The sequence below is a fragment of the Mesorhizobium sp. M0048 genome, assembly GCF_040323405.1.
In the GTDB taxonomy this organism is placed as follows: Bacteria; Pseudomonadota; Alphaproteobacteria; order Rhizobiales; family Rhizobiaceae; genus Mesorhizobium.
The window spans coordinates 1-21,064 of the sequence record NZ_JAMYUV010000069.1; the positions used below are offsets into that span (position 1 = coordinate 1).

The window sequence follows — 21,064 nt, forward strand, 5'->3', positions numbered from 1 at the left end:
ACATGTCGATTGCCCAGGCGCCGTCGTTCGGATCGATACTGAACGGCGGTGCGCTTTCGTTTGGTGGCCTGTCGCCCGAAATACAGAAAATCGCCGGCGCCGTCATCAACGGGCTGCAGCTGGTGAAGCAGCTCCAGCAGATTGCCGGCAAGGAGACGAGCGCCGTCAACACGGCCTATGGAGGCAGCGTCAACGTGGCCTCGCTGCTAAGCGCGTTGACCTCCCAGGCTTCGCAGGGCGTCACCCAACGCCAACAGTCTCTGCAGTCCGCGAGTGGCCAAATCGGGCAGTCGCAGGACGTCAAGGGATCGGTGGACCAGAACACACGAATGCAGCTGGAAAACGCGCGCGCGGTCAACGAATTGATCGGCGTCCAGAACGGTGCGGTCGCGGCCCTGAATGAGAAGCTGAAGGGAGATCTTCTTCGCCAAAGCCAGGTGCAGAAGATGATGACACCGCGCAACGTCAATCCGTTCGCGGACTTTGGCAAGAGCGGAGGCTAGCACTTGTCGAGGCGGGTGTTCCGCATATGCTTTGTGATTGGGCTCAGCGCCGTGCTTTTCGGATGCGCAAATCGCGAGCTGAAAGCGCCGTGCGGGCCTTTGGCGTATGCCCGTGCCGACGAATGCGGCGCGCTGAAGCCGGTCAATTCAACGCCGTTCGCCAGCATCATTGACGAGGATCCATGAACGGTCTTGCCGAAAGCATTCTCGGTGGCATTGACAACATCGGCGAGGACTTCGTCCGCACCGTCTATATGCAGTTAGGCAATGCGATGGGCAACGTCTTCACCCTCATGCTGACCCTCTATATCGTGTGGTGGGGCTATTCGATCCTGAGCGGGCGAGAGTCAATTTCGCCAATCGAAGCGGCTTATCGCCTCGGCCGCGCCGTCATCATCTATCTGCTGCTGACCGGATGGGGGACATTTTCGGCAACGATTTACCAGCTTGTTCAAAGCATTCCGGATGAGGTCGGTAAGGTGATCGTTGGCGCCGTGTCGCGAGCCACCGGCAACCAGCTCAGCGATCAGGCGGCAATCCCAGCGCTGATCGACAATCTCTACAAAGGGGCGCAGGACGTCGCCAATCAGGTCTACAGCGGATCCTTCTATGACATTTTTGGCGCGCTCTTGTCGTTGCTGGTTCTGCTGTCTGCCATCATCTTCGCAGCGCTTGCCATTGCCGCGATCATCGCCGCCAAGGTGATGTTGTTCATCACGCTCGCTCTGGCGCCGATATGGATCATTCTTTGGCTTTACCGCTGGTCCTCGCGCATGAGCGAAGGCTTCCTTTCGCTGACCACCTTTCTGATGATCCAGCAAGTCCTGATCTACGGATTTCTCGGCTTCTACTTTTCGCTCGTCAATGCGGCGCTGAACACCGCCACGTCCGGTGGAGCGACCATGGACAGCAAGATGTCGCTGGTGCTGCCGCTGGTGCTGGTGACGATCATCGGGATCTACGTTCTCATGCAGATACCCTCGATTGCTTCGATCCTGAACGGCGGCGGGTATCTCAGCACCGTGGGAGCTCGCTACTCCTATGGGACCTTCGGCAGGAATGCCGTGCGCTACGCCGGTGCACGATGGGCCGCCGGCCGCGCCGCTCGGGGCGCCCGGCAGCTCGCGGCAAACAGTTTTCGATCGTCCCGAGCAGCCGGGGCGGATGCCGCAACCCGGAGCGCCATCCAGCAAGGTGCCCGCGATAACTCCAGGCCACTGGCCTAACGAGAACACAACGATCACCGATCGCGGCTCTGGATCAGAATGCGTCGCGCAAACGAGGCAGGAGTAAAGTGTCAACTCCACTGGAAACGGTTACTGAAAGCGGCGAGCTCGTCGACAAGCGCTATTACAGGGCGGGCGCGACCTGGGAAGACGACACGCACAGGTCAATGCGCCGATCGCGTACATTGGCCTGGATCGTCAGCGGCGTTTCCGGACTGGTCGCGGTGCTGTCGCTGCTCGCGCTCGTGCTGATCCTGCCGCTTCGGCAGTTCGAACCGTACGTTGTCGAGGTCGACAAATCGACGGGCTACCTCGAGATCATGCGCGCGCTGAAGCCTGGAGATTTGTCCCAGAACGAAGCCGTCACGGCGGCGAACCTTGTGCGCTACATCAGGGCCCGCGAAACCTACGATTCCCGTGAACTGAAACAGAATTACGACCTGGCGCAGCTCTACTCCACCGACGCCGCGTCCAAGGATTTGACGTGGCTTTATACGCCTGCAAACCCACAATCGCTGGACAAGATTTTTGGCCGCAATGTCACCATTTCCGTCGAGATCAAGTCGGTTTCCCTGCTCAATCGCAACACGGCCTCGGTGCGCTTTGCCACGACGACCCGGCGGGACAATTCGTCCACCGCCGACAATTGGGTAGCGGTGATAAAATTCCGCTACACCTCGACGCCGCTCAAGAACGAATGGCGTTTCGACAACCCGTTGGGATTTCAGGTTACGGATTACCGCCGCGACCAGGAATCGGCACCGGCCGCGGGGAGCCTGCAATGAGATGGCGCGTGAGCCTCGCCTTGTCGGCCGCCCTTCTGCTCGGCACGATGCACGGCGCGGCCGCACGCGACGGCCGCATCCGATATGTCACCTTCAACAACGACGACGTGACGTCGGTGCGCGCCGCTCTTGGGATTTCCACGATGGTCGAGCTCAGCCCGACCGAAGTCATCGAAACCGTGTCGGCTGGCGACACGAAAGGCTGGTCGATCATCCCCAAACGCGGATCGCGATTTCTGTTCGTCAAGCCGCTGGAGCGCGATGCGTGGACCAACGTCAACGTGGTCACCAACCGGCGCGTCTATTCCTTGCTGTTGCAGGCGACTGACAATAGCCGTGACCGGGCATCCTTCCAGGTCCGGTTCAAATACCCGGACGAGGATATCAACGCGCGGCTGCTCTCACAGGCCAAGGAGAGCGCCGCCGATCCGGATTTGAAGGACCTGAACTATGCCGACCTCAACTACGACTACGCCTACAAGGGCGACGACAGCCTGAAGCCGCGCACCGTATTCGACGACGGCACCAAGGTGTTTCTGGAGTTCAAGGGCGACATTCCGGCGATCTTCGTTGTCGACGACAAGCGTCAGGAGTCGCTGGTCAACGTTCGCACGCAGGGCAAATACACCGTCATCGACAAGGTCGCACGGCAATTCACCTTGCGGGCCGATGGCAAGACGCTCTGCCTCTACAACCGGGCGCGACCCAACGCAATCGATCCGGTCGAGCAGGTCTACGGTCCAACGAAACTGACAGGTGGTTCCACCCTGTTCGGATCCAGCGGAGCGCGGTGATGACGCAGATCGATTATAACCAACTAGACGGCAGCCCGACGGTCTCGCGCCGTGGTGCGGGCGTCGGTACCAGGATCGCGCTGGTCGGCCTCGGCGTGGTGCTGGTTGGCGCGCTGATATGGCTGAACTGGCCCCGCGAGCCTGTGTCGCGCGACGTTCCCAGCGATGGCGAGGAAAACTTCAACCCGCCCGAGTTCCGCCCGCCGGCGTTGAACGAACCGCCGCAACCTGCCGACGGCACGATCGACCAGATCGTGGTGCCGCCACCGGCCGCCGACCAGGGTGGCACGCAACAGGCTGACAATGTCGATCAGACGGTGCAGGAGGGCCCGGACCTTGACGCGCAGCGGCGCGCGCTGGAGGCACAAATGGTTGCCGAGGAGGCCGAGGCGGAAGAAGCCCGTCGCAAGGCCGCGGCTGAGGACGAGGCTCGCCGCAAGGCTGAAGCCGCCGAGCGCGAAAAAGCGGTGTGGGAACGCCTGCGGTCGAACCAGATGGTGACGAATGATCAAACCGGCTCGACAGATGCCGGCGCCCAGGCGGCGCAGATCGAAATCGCGCCCGACGGTCAGATCGTCCCGGTCCCCGGCGCGGACAGTGATCCTAACAAGGCATTCCTGGCGCAGTCGGAGGCAAGTTCTTCCGGCATTGTAAAAGCCAGGGCCTTCCGGCGTACCGACGCGTTTCGGCTATTTGGAAACCGCTGTTAACACCGACCTTCCCGGCGCCGTGCGCGCAGTCGTGCGTGAGGATGTCTTCTCGCTCGACGGCAGGCGGATCCTCATTCCGAAGGGCTCGCGCCTGACCGGGGAATACCGCTCGGGGCTTGCGCGCGGTCAAAAGCGTGTTTTCATCGTCTGGAGCAGGGTCATTCGCTCGGACGGCATTTCCGTCGATATCAAGTCGCCTGGGGCCGACGCGCTCGGCCGCGGCGGCATGGGCGGCCGTGTCGATACGCACTGGGTTGAACGCTACGGAAACGCCATCATGCTTTCCGTCGTTGGCGGTGTCTCTGAATATCTATCCTCGCTTGGCGATAGCAGCCAGAATGGACAACAGCGCCAGGTGTCGACGGTCGATCCCGTGACCGGTGAGACCACGACCGTAACTTATGGCGGCAATGGCTCGCAGCGGGACGCCCGTAGCATCGCCTTCGACAAATCATCGACCGCCCTGCAGCAACTCGCGCAAGAGGCGTTTCGCGACACGCAGAACATTGGCCCGACAGTCTACGTTGACCAGGGCACATCGATTGTCGTGCTGGTGCGGCGAGACCTCGATTTTTCGGACTTATACGCCGACCCCGTTCAGGAAGAAGTGGCGCGCCTCAAGGCAGGTGGGCGGCCGAGGACAGCAATCGATCCGACGCCTCTTTACGCGACTCCAAAGGATCATTTCTATTCCGGCTATGGGAGCCCGGTGAAATGAATGCCGTGCATCCTCTCCCCGACCCTTGGGCAAGAGCCCCGGTCCTGCGCGCTCATCTGGAACCGATATGGCCCTATCTGAACGAAGATGCGGTTTCCGAGATTGCAATCAACAGACCGGGTGAATTGTTCATCGAACGCCTCGGCGCGAAGGAAATGGAGCACGTCGTCAAGCGCGAGGTCACGTCCGGCTGGATTAGGCATATCTCGACCGGCGTTGCCTCGGCGACAAATCAGGTCATCAACGAAGAAAAACCGATCCTGTCGGCGGCTCTACCTTCGGGTGAGCGCATCCAATGCATCTTGCCGCCGGCGGCTCCCGAAGGCGGGGCGATTTCGATCCGCAAGCAGGTCATCATGGATATGAGCCTCGATGCCTACAACGATCTCGGCGCATTCGAAAACACGGCAATGGGCAGCGGCCTGGCGCTTTCAACCGAAGAAAAGCGACTTGTCGAGATGCTGCACGACACGTCGCCGATGGACTTCCTGCAATATGCGGTGCGCAACCGTGTCTCCATCGTCGTTTCAGGCGGTACGTCGACCGGCAAGACGACGTTCTTGAATGCACTCCTGAAGGAGATCCCGGCCCATGAACGGATCATCACGATCGAAGACACCCGTGAACTGCGGCTGCCGGCCCCCAACAACGTCACCCTGATAGCCTCAAAGGGCGACCAGGGGCTTGCCAAGGTCTCAGCGCAACAGCTGCTCGAGGCCTCGCTTCGCATGCGGCCCGACCGTCTGCTGTTGGGCGAGTTGCGCGGCGCTGAAACCTTCGCGTTCCTCCAGGCGATCAACACCGGCCACCCGGGTTCGCTTACGACCGTTCATGCCAATTCCGCCCGGTCCGCCTACGAGCGCCTGGCGCTGATGGTCATGCAGGGCAGCTCGGGCCTCTCACGAAGCGAAATTCTCGACTATCTGCGCGAGGTCATTCCGGTGGTCGTCCAGATGGTCCGCACCGAAGGCGGACAGCGCGGCGTCAGCGAGATCAAGTTCACCAAGGCGGAGACGATCTAGCGAGCCCACCCATGCAGAAAATCGCAACAGCAATTTTCATGATACTCATGGCGATGGCCTTGGGCGCCCTGGCCTTCACGGTCGCCTATGCCGCGACGGATTGGTACCGGACCGGCTCCCACTTTCTGTTCGACCAGTTGAACGCCAATCCTCTGCCGGTCGTTCGTCTGGCGTGGGCGGACACGATGTCGGGGAATTTTAGCAGGATACAATACGCCGTTGCGGCAGGAGCATTAGGGTTTCTCTTGCCACTGGTCAGCTTGTTTCTCATGCGTCCGAGAAAGCGCAATGACTCTCGCTTCATGACTATGAGCGACGTATCGAAAACCGGGCTGACGAAAGTGGGCGGCGTCTTCGTCGGTCGAGCCGGCGGCAGGCTTGCCGAAATTCTTTCACCCGGCCGCGATCAGCGCTCCGGCAAGATTCGCTTGACGCAGCGCAAGCTGATCGGCGGCAAGAAATTGTGGATTGATGGCGATGATGTTGGCGGCTTCGTCATAGGGCCGCCGCGGTCCGGTAAAGGTACGTCTCTCATCATCCCGAACGCCTTGACCTGGCCGCATTCGCTCGTCGTTCTCGACCTACGGGGTGAGACCTATGCGGCGACTGCTGGTTACCGTTCGACCATGAGCCGCGTGGTGCGTTTCGCGCCGGCTGATCCGGACGGCAATACCGCATGCTACAATCCGATGGACTTCATCTCGCTGGACTCGGCACAGCGCGACATCGACCTTCGCAACATCGCTGCGGCGCTGTTTCCGCGCCCCCCCTCGAACGCGGATCCCTATTGGGTCAACGATGCCCGCCTCCTCTTTACGGGCATCGCATCCTTCGTCATGGAATCGCCTGCGATCCCGAACGAGACGAAGACCTTCTCCACAATCCTCGAGATCATGAACGGTGCTGAGCAGCCGCTCCTGGAATTCATCGGCTCGCTGCGCGAGGAACGCCGCCGCGAATGTTCGCATTTCACGCTGCAAACCCTGTTGCCATATTTTGAGATGTCTGAGCGGCAGTTTTCCGGAATCTACGCCGGCGTCCGGACCGGCATGGCCCCCTTCCTCAACGAGCGCCTGATGCGAGCTACGTCGCGCAGCACGTTCGATATTCGCATGCTCAAGCGTGACCGGATTTCTCTCTATCTCGACGTGCGGCGCGAGCAGATTACGTCGCTTGGACCGTTGTTCAACGTCCTGATTACGCAGATGATGAACTTCATGTCGGAAACCATGCCACGTCCGGAAGAGCATCCGGTGCTTGTGCTGCTCGACGAGTTCCAGAACCTCGGCAAGCTCGAGAACGTGACCGAAATGGCCAGTGTGCTAGGCGGTAACAGTGTTTCCATGTGGTTTTTCGTGCAGTCGCTGAAGGCTGTAGACGAGATCTATCGCCAGGAAGGGCGCAAGACGCTTATCAACGCGGCTCGCGTGCAGATCTTTTTCGGCGCGCAGGACGCTGACGATCTGCGCTACGTTTCCGAGCAGCTCGGCGAAACGTCGGACGTGCAAAAGGACGTGACGCGCACCAAGGCAACGTTGTTCGACACCTACTACACGCGCTCGGAGCACCGCAAGCAAGTGCGGCGGCCCCTCATGAGGCCGGATGAAATCCGTACGCTCGATAAGAACAAGGTCATCATATTGCCCCGTGGCGAACTGCCAATCCTTGGAACGCGCAATTTCTATTTCGCCGACGGCCAGCTCGCCAAACGCGCGTTCATGCCCCTGCCCGCCTCTACCGACTCTTCGCGCACGAAAAGCCCTGCGTTGGACCTCTCTGCGGCGGTTCCATCTCCTGCGCTCCCGACGATTGTGCCGACAGCACCCGCGTACCGCTCCGGCCTCTTGCAGACCCGCGTACGGCGCGGCGCGACATTCGCAGCAAAAGCCGGCCGTATGGCTCCGCCGCGCGGCCGGCGCACAATCGTAAAGGAACGGCCGAAAGCCGACGCTGCAGTCGCGCCAGTCTATCCCGCCATAGATTTTTCCGCGTTGGCGGCCAAAGCGGTAACAACACGCATAGCGCCCGAAAAAGAATCGGCGGTTGCGGCTATCCTAAACAGGGTGCGATCTCTCCGAGCTCACGCATCCGACACCGAGGCTTTCGATCGAAATTTGAGCGTCGTCGAAGATACTTTGCCTGATGTAGTCGATGGGTAGGCTAGCATTCCGATGCGGCGGAGAGGTCATTGTCTATCGTGCCTTTGTCGCACGAAATCGTCGACGACACATGCCTCAACAGGTGTCTCAAGAATCCGCGTCGAACTCAATCGCGAATCCTGCGTCGATGGCACTTCGCGCAATGAGATCGCCAAGTTCCCAATCCGTGAGTTCGCAAAGCGGAAATGTTCCCCTTACGGCGTGGCTAACCTCGGATATCGAAATGCACGGCCTGACGACACCGTCGATAAGGTAGCGGACAATCGCCTGGCGAACGTCCGACAAGGTAGGCCTCTGCGCGAGCGCAGGCATCTATGGCCTACGAATGGAGCCGTGGCTCTACGCCATCGGCTGTTTTTGCATCGAAAGCGACGGGCACACCGTGAATGATGGATGCCGCTGCCAGCAACTCCTCCAACTCGTGGTCGGTAGCCTTGCATGCGGGCATGAGAGTTCTAATAGCGCGGATCGACTGTGCGATGGACAGGAACTGGGCCTTGCCTCTGGAACGGACATAGGCCTCTGCCGCCTTTTCAACCGTGACTGTGTGAAAAGTGCTGGTCATCGAGAATGCCTCCCTAGAACCCTCAACACGATTTACGGCACGAATTCGGTAGCCTGCAAGGGTTTGTCCGATTCAGGACAATTAGGTGGAGGCTAGGCCGAAGTGACTTTGCTCCTCCTCTCCGTAAGCACCATGTGTGAGTTGGATCATTCCAACGCGGTCGACAATCGTGATCTCGCCGCGCCTGGCGTGAACCAGCCCCCGATATTCAAGCATTTGGAGGGCAGTGGTGACACCGGGTCGCCGGGCGCCAAGCATGGTCGCCAGAAATTCATGCGTCAGGTAGATCTTGCTTCCTTCGACGCGGTCTTGGACCATCAGCAACCAGCGGGCCAACCGCTCCTCGATTTTCGAATGGCCGTTGACGAGTGCGGTCCGGGAGGACTGGATAAGGAACGCGTGGGCATAGCGCAGCAGTGACTCGCGAAGGGATTGGCTCGCCGCAATCGCAGAGCGAAGGGCTTCAACCGGGAGGATCCAGCCATTACCGGCGACCTGGATATAGGTTTCGTTGGGAGACCTGTCCTGGCCGAGGATAACGGCCACTCCGGTCATGCCGTCATGGCCGACGATGCCGACTTCACTTTGCCGCCCACCGGTCATGGTGGCGACTACCGACGCGATGCCCATCTCTGGAAAATACACACGCTCGATCGGCTGATATGAGACTTCAAGCTGGGCTTTGATACCGAGTTCGACGTGATGCATTGACGGCTGCAGTAGCTCGAAATCCTCCGGGGAGAGGGTTTTCAATACATGGTTGCGAAGAAGGGATTGGGGCATGGCTCTCTCCCATACGGGCAAGAGCACGTACCTCTTACTGTCGGCTGCGTCCGAAGGATCTGGCGACCGATGCGACAGCATAGGCTTCAAATGCGTGACTGGCAAAGAATCCGCCGCTGGCGAAAAGCTGGGGAAAGTCGGCTCCCTCGGTGGAGGCCCAACCGGGGTTTTAAGGCCGATGGCAGAAAGCGGATACGCTGCGGCGGCATTCGAGGGCACGTTCCTGCTCTTAATTATTGCCAGTGAGCTGTGTGCGCAGATTGGGAAGGTGGAAGGTCCGGAGGCAGGAAGCACGGCCTCAGGCCGATGCGCTCAAGCGGGTCGGCAAAATGATCGCGAAAAGCTCGATACGGTCTGCAGTGAAACTAAAGAAGTAGTCGCGCGTTGGACGCAGATAACGCTGTTTCGTCTTGAGTGTGGTTTAGGTCAGAAGGGTCAAGCCAACGTCGCGTAGGGCAATCAATGGATCAAGCGCTAGTGAAGCGAAGTCCCACGCTCGTGCCGAGGTCACTTTAGCGCCGCCCGCTTTCCGGCCGGTCCAGCTCGCAACGCTCGTGGACACAGTTCCTGCCAGCGATCGTTGGATCCATGAGATGAAATACGACGGCTATCGTATTCTCGTTGCCGTCGGCGGTGGCAAGGCGCGAGCCTATACAAGATCTGGTCTGGACTGGTCTAGCCGTTTTCCCTCGATCCTCTCCGAGGCTTGCAGGCTCAAGGTGCGCTCCGCCCTGATTGACGGCGAGGCCGTGGTTGTCGATGCGGATGGAAGATCTAACTTCCAGGCGCTTCAGAATGCATTGAAGGGTGCCCCGGCGACTATCGACTTTTATGCGTTCGATCTGCTGCAGCTCGACGGCGAAGACCTGACTAGGCTTCCTCTCCTTGAGCGCAAGGCGAAACTGGAGGCGATCTTGCCCGCGAAAAATCCCGTCCTTCGCTACTCCGACCATATCCTCGGTCGCGGAGAAGAGTTGCTCGATCGTTTCTGCGCAGCCGGTCTTGAGGGCGTCATTTCAAAGCTCGCGGACTCGAGTTATGTGGGAGCCCGCGGCGCAAGCTGGCTGAAGATCAAATGCATCAGGCGGCAGGAGTTTGTGATTGTCGGCTGGACGCCGTCCGACAAGGTCCGAGCTTTTCGGTCCTTGATCCTTGGCGTTCATGACGGCGGCAAGCTGCGTTACGCCGGGAAAGTCGGCACCGGCTTCGATACCGCTGAACTTCTTCGTCTCTTGAAGATCATGGCGCCGCTTGAGCAGAAGGCCGCGACCGTCGACGCACCACGCGCCGAAGTGCGCGGCGCACACTGGCTCCGTCCGAAACTGGTCGCTGAGATTGCTTTCACCGAAATGACAAATGAAGGGACATTACGACATCCGAGCTATCTTGGTCTCCGCGAAGACAAGAAGCCGGAGGCGGTCGTGGTCGAGATGGAACGTCATGCAGCCGATCTCGCCGCGTCTGCGACAACCGTCGCGATAAGTAACCGTGACCGCGTGATCTATCCGGATTCCAACATCACCAAGGGACAGCTCGCCGACCATTATACGGCGGTCGCGGCGATCATGCTTCCTTGGGTTGGCAGCCGGCCGATCAGTCTGGTTCGATGCCCACAGGGCCGCGCGAAGAAGTGCTTCTTCCAAAAACACGACGCCGGCAGCTTTGGCGACAAAGTCCACCACGTCGGCATCACGGAGAAGGACGGGCACGAGGAACCATATCTCTATATCGACGATGCCGAAGGACTGATGACGTGCGTCCAGATGGGAACGATCGAGCTGCATGGATGGGGGGCTCGGATCGAGGATGTCGAAAAGGCCGACCGCCTCGTGTTCGACCTGGACCCCGATGAAGGCCTCGATTTTGAGGCTGTCCGCGCCGCTGCCTTTCAGTTCCGCGCTATCCTTAAATCGCTGGGGCTTACGACTTTCCCGATGCTGACGGGAGGCAAAGGAGTGCACATCATCGCGCCCCTCATCCCTGGCGCCGAGTGGCCCCAGGTGAAGGACTTCGCGTCTCGCCTGGCGCAGGCGGTCGCCCAGAGCGATCCGGCCCATTTCACGGCCGTGTTGTCAAAGGCGCGCCGCAAGGGTCGCATCTTTGTTGACTATCTACGCAATCAGCGCGGGGCGACCGCGATCATGCCCTACAGCGCAAGATCACGTCCGGGCGCCCCTGTGGCGGCACCGATCACGTGGGCGGAGATGAAGACAATAGATGCGCCCTCACATTTCCACGTGGGCGATGCTCCTGAATTAAAGAAACGCGCAGCCTCCAAAGCTCTGGCTGGATGGGGTCGCGCTGACCAATCCTTGCCCAATCTGTAGCGTCCGACGCGGGAAGAGTCAGTAAAGCCAGCATTCAAAGGGCAACGCGGCGCTCATGGCCCTGCCTGATTGGAACCTGCGGAGATCGGCCTCGTTTGGCTGAAGCCATGGCAAAAATCGATCCGATGACCGTCGCCAATCTTTTGAGGGAATATGCGCAACGGGCGTCCATGCGCGGCGACAATCCCTATCGCACAAAGGCATACCTGCGCGCCGCGGACAGTCTCACGGCGCTATCGCAGCCGCTTGATCGGATCATCGCCGCCGGCGCCCTCACCAAGATCCCGGGGATCGGTGATGCTATCGCAGATATCGTGACCAAGCTTTACCAAACCGGCACGCACCCGAGGCTTGAGAAGCTGCGCGAGGATGTTCCAGCGGGCGTGATGGAGCTGTTTGCCATACCCGGGCTTCGTCCCGATAAGATACTGAAGCTTCATCAGGCGCTCGGCGTGAACTCGCTGGCGGAGCTCGAGGCCGCGGCAAGAGAAGACCGCATACGCCCGGTCAAAGGACTCGGCGCTGCGCTTCAGACAAAGCTCCTGCAGAACCTGGCCATTGTGCGAAGCGGCGAAACGCAACTTCACCTGCACAAGGCCGCCGCTCTTCTCGAACATGCGGTCATATCGGTGAAGCAAGAGCATCCAGAGTTTTCGCGCGTCGAAATTGCAGGTGACTTCCGGCGCGGTTGCGAACTCGTTTCCGACTTCGCCCTGGTAGCGCAGGCCGAAAAATCGACTTGTATCGAGGAGACGACCCTCAGGCTTGTTGTCACGGACAGGAAGCACTTTGGCGCGAGCCTGCTCGAAGCGACCGGTTCGGCAGATCACCTTGAGCAACTGAAGACGTTCGCGGCCAACAAGGGATTCACCCTAAATGCCGACGGGCTTCATCGCGGGAGAAAGCTGATCGCGTCAGCGACAGAAGAAGAAATGTACCAAGCTCTAGACTTGCAGTTTATCGAGCCAGAATTGCGCGAAGGTAGGGGCGAGATCGAGCGAGCGGCAAAGCACAAGCTACCCGCTCTCATTCGGGATGAAGATCTGCATGGCATCCTGCATTCTCACACGACCGCATCCGATGGCACCGAAACGCTTGAGGCAATGGCTGAAGCCACGCACAGGCGCGGTTTCGAATACTATGGTGTCGCCGATCATTCGCAGTCCGCTCACTACGCAGGCGGCCTTTCGTTGCAGGAGATTGCTGAACAGCACCGCGAAGCTGACGGGCTGAACAAGGCATACAAAGGAAAATTTCGCATACTGAAGGGCATCGAGGCGGACATCCTGGCGGATGGCTCGCTCGATTACCCGAATGATATCCTGGAGCAGTTCGATTTCGTCGTCGCGAGCGTGCACAGCCGCTTCAAGTTGCCCAAGAAGGAGCAGACGGAGCGTATCATTGAAGCGATCGGAAATCCTCGGACGACGATCATCGGGCACATGACCGGTCGCCAGCTGTTGCGCCGGCCCGGTTATGATCTCGACATCGACAGAGTCCTCAAAGCGTGTGCGAAACACGGCGTCGCTGTCGAAATCAATGCACATCCGTGGCGACTCGACCTCGACTGGCGCTGGCATCAAAAGGCACTCGATCAGGGCTGCATCTTCAGCATCAATCCGGACGCTCATTCGATCCGCGAACTCGACCACATGCATTGGGGTGTCGAGATGGCGCGCAAGGGCGGAGTCCCTGCGAAGCGGGTCTTGAATACGATGCGTTTGACGGCACTCCTTGCGCATCTCGCACGCCGCAGGCAAACGTTCTGACCTGCTTGTGCGCCCGGCCTATCAGCGCAGGAGTCCGTCATTCTCGAAATCTTCCCAGCCGCGCAAACTGGAGTCCGAGTTCTCATCGGGGCCATAGCCAGCTGAAGCAGCAGTTCCGCGCCCTCTTCTTTGAGCGCGTTTCATAGCGGCCTTCCCAGCGGCTCGCCGCCTATTCTCTGCAGCCGTCGCTGCGTCCTGTTCGCGCCAGACCGTGACCAGGTCGCGGTCAAGCACATCCTCCACGTGCTGCGGGTCGAACACGTGAAAGGTGATGTTCCTTGCCCGCCCGCGGAGTTTCACCGTTTTCGTCCCGGCGCTCTGCAAGCGACCATCTTTCAGCCAGCGGTGCCGTTCGGCCGTCGAGATCGTCAAAATGTCCTCGATTTCACGGGGGATTACGGGCAGGTCTTCGATATTCTGCAGTGCGTTTGATACGATCCCGAATACCACCCGCACATCATTCTCCGCGCCCTCAGACAGGCGCAGGGTAAGCACCCGGGACTCGATATGGAGCAGTTTCCTGAACTCCGTCGGAAGTCGAGCGCGTATTTCGAGAAAAATGCCCCTCGCTCTGACGGACGATCCAAGCGTTGCAGCCGGGGTTAAAGGCCACTCTCCAATCAGCTTCGCTATTGCATTGAGTTTTCGGCGCTTGGACATGCCCCTTTATATAGGGCACCGATTGTCGGCAGCGTGAGCTGATCGCAAAGCCAACATGAGTTTAATCCGCCAGCGGTCTCAACCACGATGCCTAAAGGCGCAACCACGATTGTTGGCGGGGCCGCTTGCAACTTCGGCTAACGGGAAGCGGCAGAGTTTATCTCACAGAGTGCGTTGCCGCGGCTTGGGGCCGATAGCAGACACTAATACGCTGCATCTGATGGAGGCGGGTCAATGAAGACGGGGAGCTCGCAGCGATCAACAGACGTATGCTTTGGAGCATCTGGATCGTCACCCTGAACGGCAGAAACGAAGGCGTTTTGCTGCCATCCAACTGATCATTCTATGACGAATGCGTCGATTTGATAGACCGCCACGCGAGGACGCTAGGTTGGCCCTTGCTCAACGCTCGTAATCGTTGTCGTTTGAGCGCTGCGTCTTGCGGTCGTGCTCTTCAGCCTGCTGAGCCTTCTGCTTTTTGGCGTCCTTCTGCTTGGCTCTTACCTTCTCCTGCTCGGTGCCGGTGCGCGGCTGCTCCGGCTCGCGGGGATCGTCCCGAGTTGGAAGATCCCGACCGCGCACCTCGCGCTCGGGGATCGGCTCGCCACCGCCGCCACCACGACGCTGCTGCTGCCGCTCGAATTGCAGCCGCGCCAGACGGTCGTGCATCTTGTCGTTGACCTCTTCACGATACTGTTCGAACTGTCCTTGATGCGCCGGCGGCAGCGTCTCGCGCATGTTGTCGAGAGCCTGATTGACGCGGGCCATCTGACGCCGCATTTCCAAGGGGGTTTGCGCCATGTCCAAATCTCCTATCAGTGCATTCAATTCTCTCATACCGGGATGGGACAGGAAAGACTTCTGCCCCAATTGATCAGCTCCGCGACCCGCAGCAGGACCTGGTTGCCCCTCCCCTGTTCGATCGCGGCGGAACTGCAGAAAATTGTTGCCGATCGACTCCGCTGCCGTGAGAGCCTGACCGACTATGCCCGCGGTCCGCATCGTCGTCACAGTCTTTTGCCATGCGGCAGCGATTGCATCGCCGTTCACGACTAGGGATTGTCCATCCAAACGGCGTTGCCGCTTGGCCTCCACTCGCTCGATCGTCCTGGCGCTGACCTGGTAGCGCGGATCGCTCTGGGCGCGGCTATAAGCTCCAGCATGCTCCTTCGTGAATGGCCGTGTCATCGCATGATCCATGCGCCGCGTCGCCACCATCGCAATGCCGTTCTCGCGTGCTTTTTCCGCAAAAGTCTCGCGCCAAGCTGCGAGATCAGGCTTGTAGAATTTCAGGCGCTCGCCGTCGGCTGACCGTGCCTGCACCATCGCATGGATATGGACGTGCTTGGTGTCCTTGTGATGCGCCAGGACGAACTTGTATCCTGGCGCGCGCTCCTCGAGCACGGCGCGCGCCGCGGCCATGACGGCGTTGGCATCGGTGCCGGCTCTTGCCGAGAAAAGCAGGTGATAGGCATTGCGGCGCTCACGCCCCGAAAACTGCGGGCGCCATTGTTCGTAGACCGCAGCCGCCGCCTTGGTGGAATTCTTCACCCCGGGCACAGCCTCGCGATTTGCGTGGCGGACGTGGCTGTGGGTGCGGATGAACTTCTGCAAGAAATATTTCGCTTTGGGTTCACGGCTCACGGCCGCCATCACCTCTGCCTTGGCGACCACCCTCGCCGCGCCCATGGCTTCAGACAAGCGCGCCTCGATCTTCTCGAGCGCCTTGCTGCGCGAATTTTCCCGACCGCCGGCCAGCACCTTGGCGAGCGGCCCGGCCCGCTCATCGGTGTGCGCGTAAACCTGAACCGTTTGTCCATCCTGCGCATAGATGAACGGTTTTGCACCGAAGGCGTTGTTCAATGCCTCGCTCACGGCGGCATCGGTGATCTCGCCGGCGAGCTCGAAACGAACCTCGATAAAATTGGTGTTTTCCAGGGGTGGTTCGAACGTCTCGCAAAACGTTTCCAGGAACGCCTTTCGTGCGCCGCCTGTCGCAAGGACCTGCCCGTCCTCGTCAAAAATCTCGATGTCGTGTTTCTCGCCTTTTTCGTCCTCGCGCTTCCCGATGTAGTTAAGCAGCCGCGCGGCGGCTTCCTTGGTCGACGGAGGATTGGGCATGACTTTAAACACGGCAGGCTGCGCACCCGCCGCATAGCCTGCCCGTGCCGCCACGGCCCGCGCCTGATAGCCCGCCCGCGCTGCTCGCCCTGTACCGCTCGGACGAACAGCACCACGGCCACGGCCTCCGCCGCCGCGCCGCTTCCAGTCTTCCTCCTCCTCTTCCGGCCGGAAACCGGCGAGCGTGGCGCCATAGACCATGATCGGCGCGCTAGCGGCCTTGGGCGAGCTCGCAGCAGCAACGGACTTCGGTGCACCGCTGGAGACGGAGCTCCCCACCACTCCTGTTACTCCCGGCGAAGAACGAGGGGCGCTCCTGCCGCCACCTACGGTCGAGCCGGTTTGTCCTTGCCCGAGGCGTCCGCCGCCACCGGTCAGTTGATAACTCTTCATCGCCTGGAATTCGCCAGCCTCGCGTCGGGCGCCCGTCAGTGACTTGTCGTCGTCCAGCTCCTCACGCTTCACGCCGGACTCGCCCCGCAGATAGCGTTCTATTTCGGCAGCGTAGCCAGCAAGACGACCGCTCATGGCTTGGCCTCCCTAGCCTTGCGAGACGCGACGGTCATCGTTTTCAGTTCCTCGCGAAACTGCCGCACGAGGTCGCCCACCGCGACCAGCGCCTGTTCAAGATCCTCGTCGTGGGCAACACGGCCGTCGTTCATCGCGCGCACGGCCTGATTGAAATTGATGCCGACGCGCCGCAGCTGATCGGTCATGTCCACGATCGCCGGCCGCAACGCCTCTGATGCGATAGGCAGATGCCCGACCTCTGCCCGCACGAGACGCCGCACGACCTCGCTGACGGTAACCCCATCCCGCTCCGCAATGGCTTTGAGGTTGGCCAGCTCGTCAGCCGAAAACCGGATGTGCGTCACCTCGCCATAGCGTCGTGACGCGCTCTTTACCGCTGCTTTCTGGGCGTCTGCATCCATCTCTCAAGCCCGCTTGCGGGCGCTAAGGCCCGCCAGGGCCGCGCCGCCTATTTTGTGTGTATCACAAAATAGGCTATCCTGCCATTAGAAAGAGGGGGAAATTGTAGATACGGGCGGGGTTTTCTCACCAGCCTAGTTGTCAGCGGCAGCAGCGCGGGCGAAATGTTCCCATCGTGATTTGATGCGATGTGTCTATGATGTGCTGACGACTTGTTTCCATGTTAACATGGAAACATCGGCCTGAGATGCGTAGTTGGAAAGCGTAGTCGGAAATGCGCAGTCGATGGGTCACCCGGACCCCCTTCTTCCCTGAAGATAGCAGCTGCGCAAAACTCCCCCTTGAGCGAGCCCTTCGGTGCGCGCATGGGTTGTCAAACCAGTCTTCCCCGTCGACAATGTCACCATGTTTCGGACCGTGATTGTGCTTCATGTGTCCACGATGACTTGTTTCCTTGTTAACATGGAATCAAGGAGACAACGCGGGAAGGAGGCCCCATGATCATCTCCGCTGCGATCCCAAAGGGTGGCACTGGCAAATCGACGATGCTGCGCACCCTCGCATCCGTCGCGCTGCATAGGGGCTATTCGGTCACTCTTATCGACGGCGACCGGCGGCAGAACATGAACCGCTGGTTCCAGATGCTGGGCGAAGCTGGCAATCGTCCTGACAGGCTCCAGATGGTGAGCGCGATGACGCCGCAGGAAATCCTCCGCGCGGCAGCCACTCACAACGGCGAGCGTTCCGTCGTCTTGATCGATACGGAAGGCACCACAAATGACAACCTCATGGCCGGGCTCTTCGCGGCTGACATTGTCGTCGTCCCGGTCTATTTTGCCCTCGACGATGTGACCGCCGCCATCCAGATTACCGACCACTACATCCCGCTGGCGGTCGAGAGCCGGGGGAGACCGTTGCCTGCGATATTCGTGCTGACCAAGCAGACCATCATCGATGGCAGGGCGCGAGCCCTGACCGAACTGCGCGCCATCATCCAGGCCAACGGCACGCCCATTGCAGAACACGTCCTGCACAATCGCGTTGCCTACCGCGACCTTCAGACCGGGCAGACCCTTTACAGCCCTGAGGTGCCCGACGCGAAGGCGGTTGCCGAAAGCGAAGGGGTCTTTGACGACCTTCTGCAAACCTTCATCGAAGCCACAAGGAACGCGGCATGAGTGAAGAGACCGCGCCGAAACCCGGTGACGACAAGAAGGCCCGCATGATGAAGGCGATCTCCACGCAGCCGCCCGTACTGCCGAGCATGTTCATCCCACCGAAGGTCGAGCCGTCAGGGATCAAGGAGCAAGCTACGCTACAGATGCAGGAACCGACAAAGCCGTCCCCGGCAGTCGGGCCCGATTTCCGCAAGCTGCTGCGGCAGGGTCAGAAAAAGGACCCCATCGCCGGAAAGAAAATTCGCGAGGAGGAGATGATCCGCTGCGGTTACTACCTGACGGCTGCGGAGCAGCGGCAGTTCAAGTTGCTGGCGATCAGCAACGGGCACAGCATGACCGAACTGCTGCGAAAGGCTGTGCAGGATTATATCCGCGTTCATAAGCACAAACTGCCAAAGGAATAATCGGCGGTTTGGAGTCGCTGTCGCATGCTGTGACGGGTGATGTTCGTGGCTCTTTGCGACGCGCAAAAAAAGGGCCCGCGACGGAGTGTTCCGTCGCGGGCCCTGAGATGTGTTTGCCTACTCGGGTTGGTTGAGGTGTTTCAGCAGTTCACCGAGGATTCCGTCCCGTTCCGAACGATCGCCAGGTGCCGCTTTGTCCTCGACCAGCTTTGCAGCCATTTCGGGCGGCAGCGGCATGAAGTCGTAGCCGTGCGCAGTCGCGGCGTGGCGAAGATATCCAAGCGTTTCGAACGCGCGATCGTAGGTGCCAAGCCAAAGACGGGGCTCGTCGGTTTCTTCGTGGGGGAACGCTTGCAGGAAGTAGGTCCGAAGCGGTGGGTCGTAACCGATGACAGCGTCTTGGTCTGAGCGCCCCTGCCCGGTGACAGTGATTGTGTAACGGCTCATTGCAACCTCCTTTTGCCGGGGGGGCGCCGGCCCCTTGCGGGGCCGGCCAGCGATGCCTCACTGGGGGTTGTTCCAGAGGATGACCTTCTTGTTTTCCTCGCCACCCGGGGCGGGAGCGAGATTGCCGAAGATGACGCCAATCTCGGGGGCTTCGAGCTTGACCGAAAGGTATTCCTCGCCCGAACGCTGGGAGATGCGGTGCCAGCCGGCTCCGATCTCGAAGCCCGTGCGCTTGTTGACGATCCGGTAGTCGGGGGCGTCCTCGCGCGACTTGTTGGTGTTCGGGATAAGGGTGATCGGGGCGTTGACCCGGAGCGTGGCAAAGACGCCTTCCATCGAGCCGTCGGCCTTGGTGGTGAGGTTTGCGATCGTGGTGGCCATGGTAGTTCTCCTTCGGTTGCATCGGGACCATTCCCGATGGCGCCAAAGGAGAGGGCCGTCCTGCTGCGGTCATCTCGGCGAAAATTCTGGAAAATTCTATTTGCCGAAAAATTGCGGGCAGGCCCTTCGCCTGTCCGCAGACAAAAACAGAAATCGAATTTTCCTGAATATTCGCCGAGTGTACCCCCAACGGGGGTTGACCGCAGAAAGCAGGCGGTCGTCTACAAAGGCGACATGAAACGGGAATGGCCCCGGATGCGACCGAAGGAGAAGAACTCAGGCCGCCATCGCTAGATCGCCGACGCAACGCTGCCGGATCGCAGGAACATGCTGCAGCCTCCGGGTCATATCGTCGGCATTGCCAACACATCGAACAGCAGCAATGACGCGTGAACCGCCTTGCGCGTTCGGTATGGCGGCACAGCAGTTTCGAGATCGGAGCCGACTGGCAGCGAACTTCACGCCCCTCTGGGGACGATGCCTCGCAACCAGGTTGGGTGACCAAGCAAGCCAGGATGTTCGGCACGCTTGCACCCGCTTCAGGTGCGAGATGGGTCAAGATGATCATCCTGCACAACGCCCCGTGGCTCTGCGCGTGTGCCGGTTTCGAAAGGGGCCGGCTCCGGCCGTTCATACAAGTGGAGTTGGGGGCGCGGGGCCAGATCAAGCATATCGGAGATCGGACCAACCGGGCTGTCGGCGGGCCCGCGCGTACATCATCCTGGCAACGCCAGACGCTCGTCCGCCGTCATGCGGGCTTCGGCTTGGCTGCGAATGTCCGGACCGGCATGGCGAAGCATGGTGCACCAGTCTCCCACATTGTAAGTGGTCGCCATGCTGCCCTTGGCCAGATCGTAAATGACGCACGGCTTGTTCGCGATGGCGAGCCGAAGCACGTTGACGGCCGTCCCGGGTGATGCGCCGTCCCAGACCATCATCCCAAAGTCGGCGCGCCGCGCCATCTCCCGGTCTTTGGCGGCGTGGAACAAATATCCATGAGTGCCTTCAGGTGACGGGACATGGTAGGCGGCCCAGTCGCCCAGATTGTTGCGGGGTTCCTTGCCCGCATGGAAGACCCCGACATGCTCGTAATTGTAGCCCGCGAGCAGGCTCTGCGCCTCAGCATCGGCTCCAGACGCGTCGCCAATCAGCACGCCGTGCTCGGCAGCAACGATTGCGCCGATGCGAGCGATGACAGGTTCCGGCAGCTCGAATATCTCGCGTGATCCACCTATGAATATCATCGACATCGTGACTTTCCTTTCTCTCCAGCGTCCCCCGCCCCGTTGCGGCCGCCCTCCCCCCCTGGCCCTGCGCGAGGGATCGTCACCGAAGGCCGAGACGGCGAAGCCGGCTCAGGGAAGCGGCGGGACGCCGCGACGAGAGCCCGGATCCTGCAGCTGCCGGAGGCGCTACGCGCATCTGGCTAGTGGCGCTTCGCGCTGGAGCTAGTGGTCTTGTCGGCCAGCCAGAGGCTCCCGTCCTGGATCGAGCGCATGGCCGCGAAAAGAGAACGTCAATCCAGACGGCTGACGCGGCGGCCCTCGCTGCGCGCTTCGATAAAGGCGCCTGCGATCTTCAT

General features: G+C 60.3%; 22 protein-coding genes. 13 read left to right on the plus strand and 9 right to left on the minus strand.

All coding sequences use genetic code 11. The annotated features are described in order from the left end of the window. The 7 genes from NKJ84_RS30495 to virB11 form a co-directional block, all read left to right on the plus strand. On the plus strand, positions 1–503 hold a 503-nt coding region (locus NKJ84_RS30495; protein ID WP_352509538.1), incomplete at its 5' end, for a type IV secretion system protein. Positions 504–685: 182 nt separating this feature from the next. Next, positions 686–1,729 (plus strand): TrbL/VirB6 family protein, encoded by a 1,044-nt coding sequence (locus NKJ84_RS30500; protein WP_352509539.1) that lies wholly within the window; start codon positions 686–688, stop codon positions 1,727–1,729. Between the two features lie 68 nt (positions 1,730–1,797). After that, positions 1,798–2,514, plus strand: a complete 717-nt coding sequence (locus NKJ84_RS30505; protein ID WP_352509541.1) for a VirB8 family type IV secretion system protein — start codon at positions 1,798–1,800, stop codon at positions 2,512–2,514. Further along, positions 2,511–3,308: a TrbG/VirB9 family P-type conjugative transfer protein gene (locus NKJ84_RS30510; protein ID WP_352509543.1), complete on the plus strand. Its 798-nt coding sequence runs from the start codon at positions 2,511–2,513 to the stop codon at positions 3,306–3,308. The genes NKJ84_RS30505 and NKJ84_RS30510 overlap by 4 nt, the downstream gene beginning before the upstream one ends. After that, complete coding sequence (locus NKJ84_RS30515; protein WP_352509544.1) at positions 3,308–4,018, plus strand: hypothetical protein; 711 nt, start codon at positions 3,308–3,310, stop codon at positions 4,016–4,018. The genes NKJ84_RS30510 and NKJ84_RS30515 overlap by 1 nt, the downstream gene beginning before the upstream one ends. Continuing rightward, complete coding sequence (locus NKJ84_RS30520; RefSeq protein ID WP_352509546.1) at positions 4,002–4,736, plus strand: TrbI/VirB10 family protein; 735 nt, start codon at positions 4,002–4,004, stop codon at positions 4,734–4,736. Before NKJ84_RS30515 ends, NKJ84_RS30520 begins: the two co-directional genes overlap by 17 nt. Beyond that, entirely contained in the window at positions 4,733–5,758 is a 1,026-nt protein-coding gene (gene virB11 / locus NKJ84_RS30525) for a P-type DNA transfer ATPase VirB11 (RefSeq protein WP_352509547.1), read from the plus strand. The genes NKJ84_RS30520 and virB11 overlap by 4 nt, the downstream gene beginning before the upstream one ends. A 392-nt stretch (positions 5,759–6,150) precedes the next feature. Here virB11 and NKJ84_RS30530 read toward each other — a convergent pair whose 3' ends face one another. Then, positions 6,151–6,321 (minus strand): hypothetical protein, encoded by a 171-nt coding sequence (locus NKJ84_RS30530; protein ID WP_352509564.1) that lies wholly within the window; start codon positions 6,319–6,321, stop codon positions 6,151–6,153. Between NKJ84_RS30530 and NKJ84_RS30535 the strand changes: the two genes are divergently transcribed. After that, positions 6,256–7,917, plus strand: a complete 1,662-nt coding sequence (locus NKJ84_RS30535; RefSeq protein WP_352509562.1) for a type IV secretory system conjugative DNA transfer family protein — start codon at positions 6,256–6,258, stop codon at positions 7,915–7,917. The two genes, NKJ84_RS30530 and NKJ84_RS30535, sit on opposite strands and share 66 nt — an antisense overlap. A gap of 319 nt (positions 7,918–8,236) precedes the next feature. Here the strand turns inward: NKJ84_RS30535 and NKJ84_RS30540 are convergent, their stop codons facing one another. Beyond that, complete coding sequence (locus NKJ84_RS30540) at positions 8,237–8,482, minus strand: hypothetical protein (RefSeq protein WP_352509548.1); 246 nt, start codon at positions 8,480–8,482, stop codon at positions 8,237–8,239. A gap of 81 nt (positions 8,483–8,563) precedes the next feature. After that, entirely contained in the window at positions 8,564–9,265 is a 702-nt protein-coding gene (locus tag NKJ84_RS30545) for a Crp/Fnr family transcriptional regulator (RefSeq protein WP_352509550.1), read from the minus strand. Between NKJ84_RS30545 and NKJ84_RS30550 the strand changes: the two genes are divergently transcribed. The 3 genes from NKJ84_RS30550 (at position 9,264) to NKJ84_RS30560 (ending at position 13,361) form a co-directional block, all read left to right on the plus strand. Then, entirely contained in the window at positions 9,264–9,719 is a 456-nt protein-coding gene (locus NKJ84_RS30550) for a hypothetical protein (protein ID WP_352509551.1), read from the plus strand. The genes NKJ84_RS30545 and NKJ84_RS30550 overlap by 2 nt on opposite strands. Before the next feature lie 4 nt (positions 9,720–9,723). Beyond that, positions 9,724–11,592, plus strand: a complete 1,869-nt coding sequence (ligD, locus tag NKJ84_RS30555) for a DNA ligase D (protein ID WP_352509563.1) — start codon at positions 9,724–9,726, stop codon at positions 11,590–11,592. A 107-nt stretch (positions 11,593–11,699) separates the two neighbouring features. Continuing rightward, on the plus strand, positions 11,700–13,361 hold the full coding sequence (locus tag NKJ84_RS30560) for a DNA polymerase/3'-5' exonuclease PolX (protein ID WP_352509552.1): 1,662 nt from the start codon (positions 11,700–11,702) through the stop codon (positions 13,359–13,361). Between the two features lie 21 nt (positions 13,362–13,382). Here NKJ84_RS30560 and NKJ84_RS30565 read toward each other — a convergent pair whose 3' ends face one another. From NKJ84_RS30565 to NKJ84_RS30575, 3 genes are all read right to left on the minus strand, one after another. Continuing rightward, positions 13,383–14,021, minus strand: coding sequence for a hypothetical protein (locus NKJ84_RS30565; RefSeq protein WP_352509553.1), 639 nt, complete (start codon positions 14,019–14,021; stop codon positions 13,383–13,385). Between the two features lie 402 nt (positions 14,022–14,423). Continuing rightward, positions 14,424–16,670: a relaxase/mobilization nuclease domain-containing protein gene (locus tag NKJ84_RS30570; protein WP_352509555.1), complete on the minus strand. Its 2,247-nt coding sequence runs from the start codon at positions 16,668–16,670 to the stop codon at positions 14,424–14,426. Continuing rightward, positions 16,667–17,074, minus strand: coding sequence for a hypothetical protein (locus tag NKJ84_RS30575; RefSeq protein WP_352509556.1), 408 nt, complete (start codon positions 17,072–17,074; stop codon positions 16,667–16,669). Before NKJ84_RS30575 ends, NKJ84_RS30570 begins: the two co-directional genes overlap by 4 nt. Before the next feature lie 495 nt (positions 17,075–17,569). On the opposite strand from NKJ84_RS30575, the gene NKJ84_RS30580 reads away from it, so the two are divergent. Further along, the gene (locus tag NKJ84_RS30580; RefSeq protein ID WP_352509557.1) at positions 17,570–18,250 is read left to right on the plus strand and encodes a nucleotide-binding protein; all 681 of its coding nucleotides are present in this window, start codon (positions 17,570–17,572) and stop codon (positions 18,248–18,250) included. Then, positions 18,247–18,654: a hypothetical protein gene (locus NKJ84_RS30585; protein ID WP_352509559.1), complete on the plus strand. Its 408-nt coding sequence runs from the start codon at positions 18,247–18,249 to the stop codon at positions 18,652–18,654. The genes NKJ84_RS30580 and NKJ84_RS30585 overlap by 4 nt, the downstream gene beginning before the upstream one ends. Before the next feature lie 117 nt (positions 18,655–18,771). On the opposite strand, the gene NKJ84_RS30590 is transcribed toward NKJ84_RS30585, so the two are convergent. From NKJ84_RS30590 to NKJ84_RS30600, 3 genes are all read right to left on the minus strand, one after another. After that, positions 18,772–19,101, minus strand: coding sequence for a hypothetical protein (locus NKJ84_RS30590; protein ID WP_352509560.1), 330 nt, complete (start codon positions 19,099–19,101; stop codon positions 18,772–18,774). Between the two features lie 57 nt (positions 19,102–19,158). Beyond that, positions 19,159–19,482, minus strand: coding sequence for a DUF736 domain-containing protein (locus tag NKJ84_RS30595; RefSeq protein ID WP_006205585.1), 324 nt, complete (start codon positions 19,480–19,482; stop codon positions 19,159–19,161). A 716-nt stretch (positions 19,483–20,198) separates the two neighbouring features. Next, complete coding sequence (locus NKJ84_RS30600; protein ID WP_352509561.1) at positions 20,199–20,732, minus strand: hypothetical protein; 534 nt, start codon at positions 20,730–20,732, stop codon at positions 20,199–20,201. Positions 20,733–21,064 lie beyond the last annotated feature (332 nt).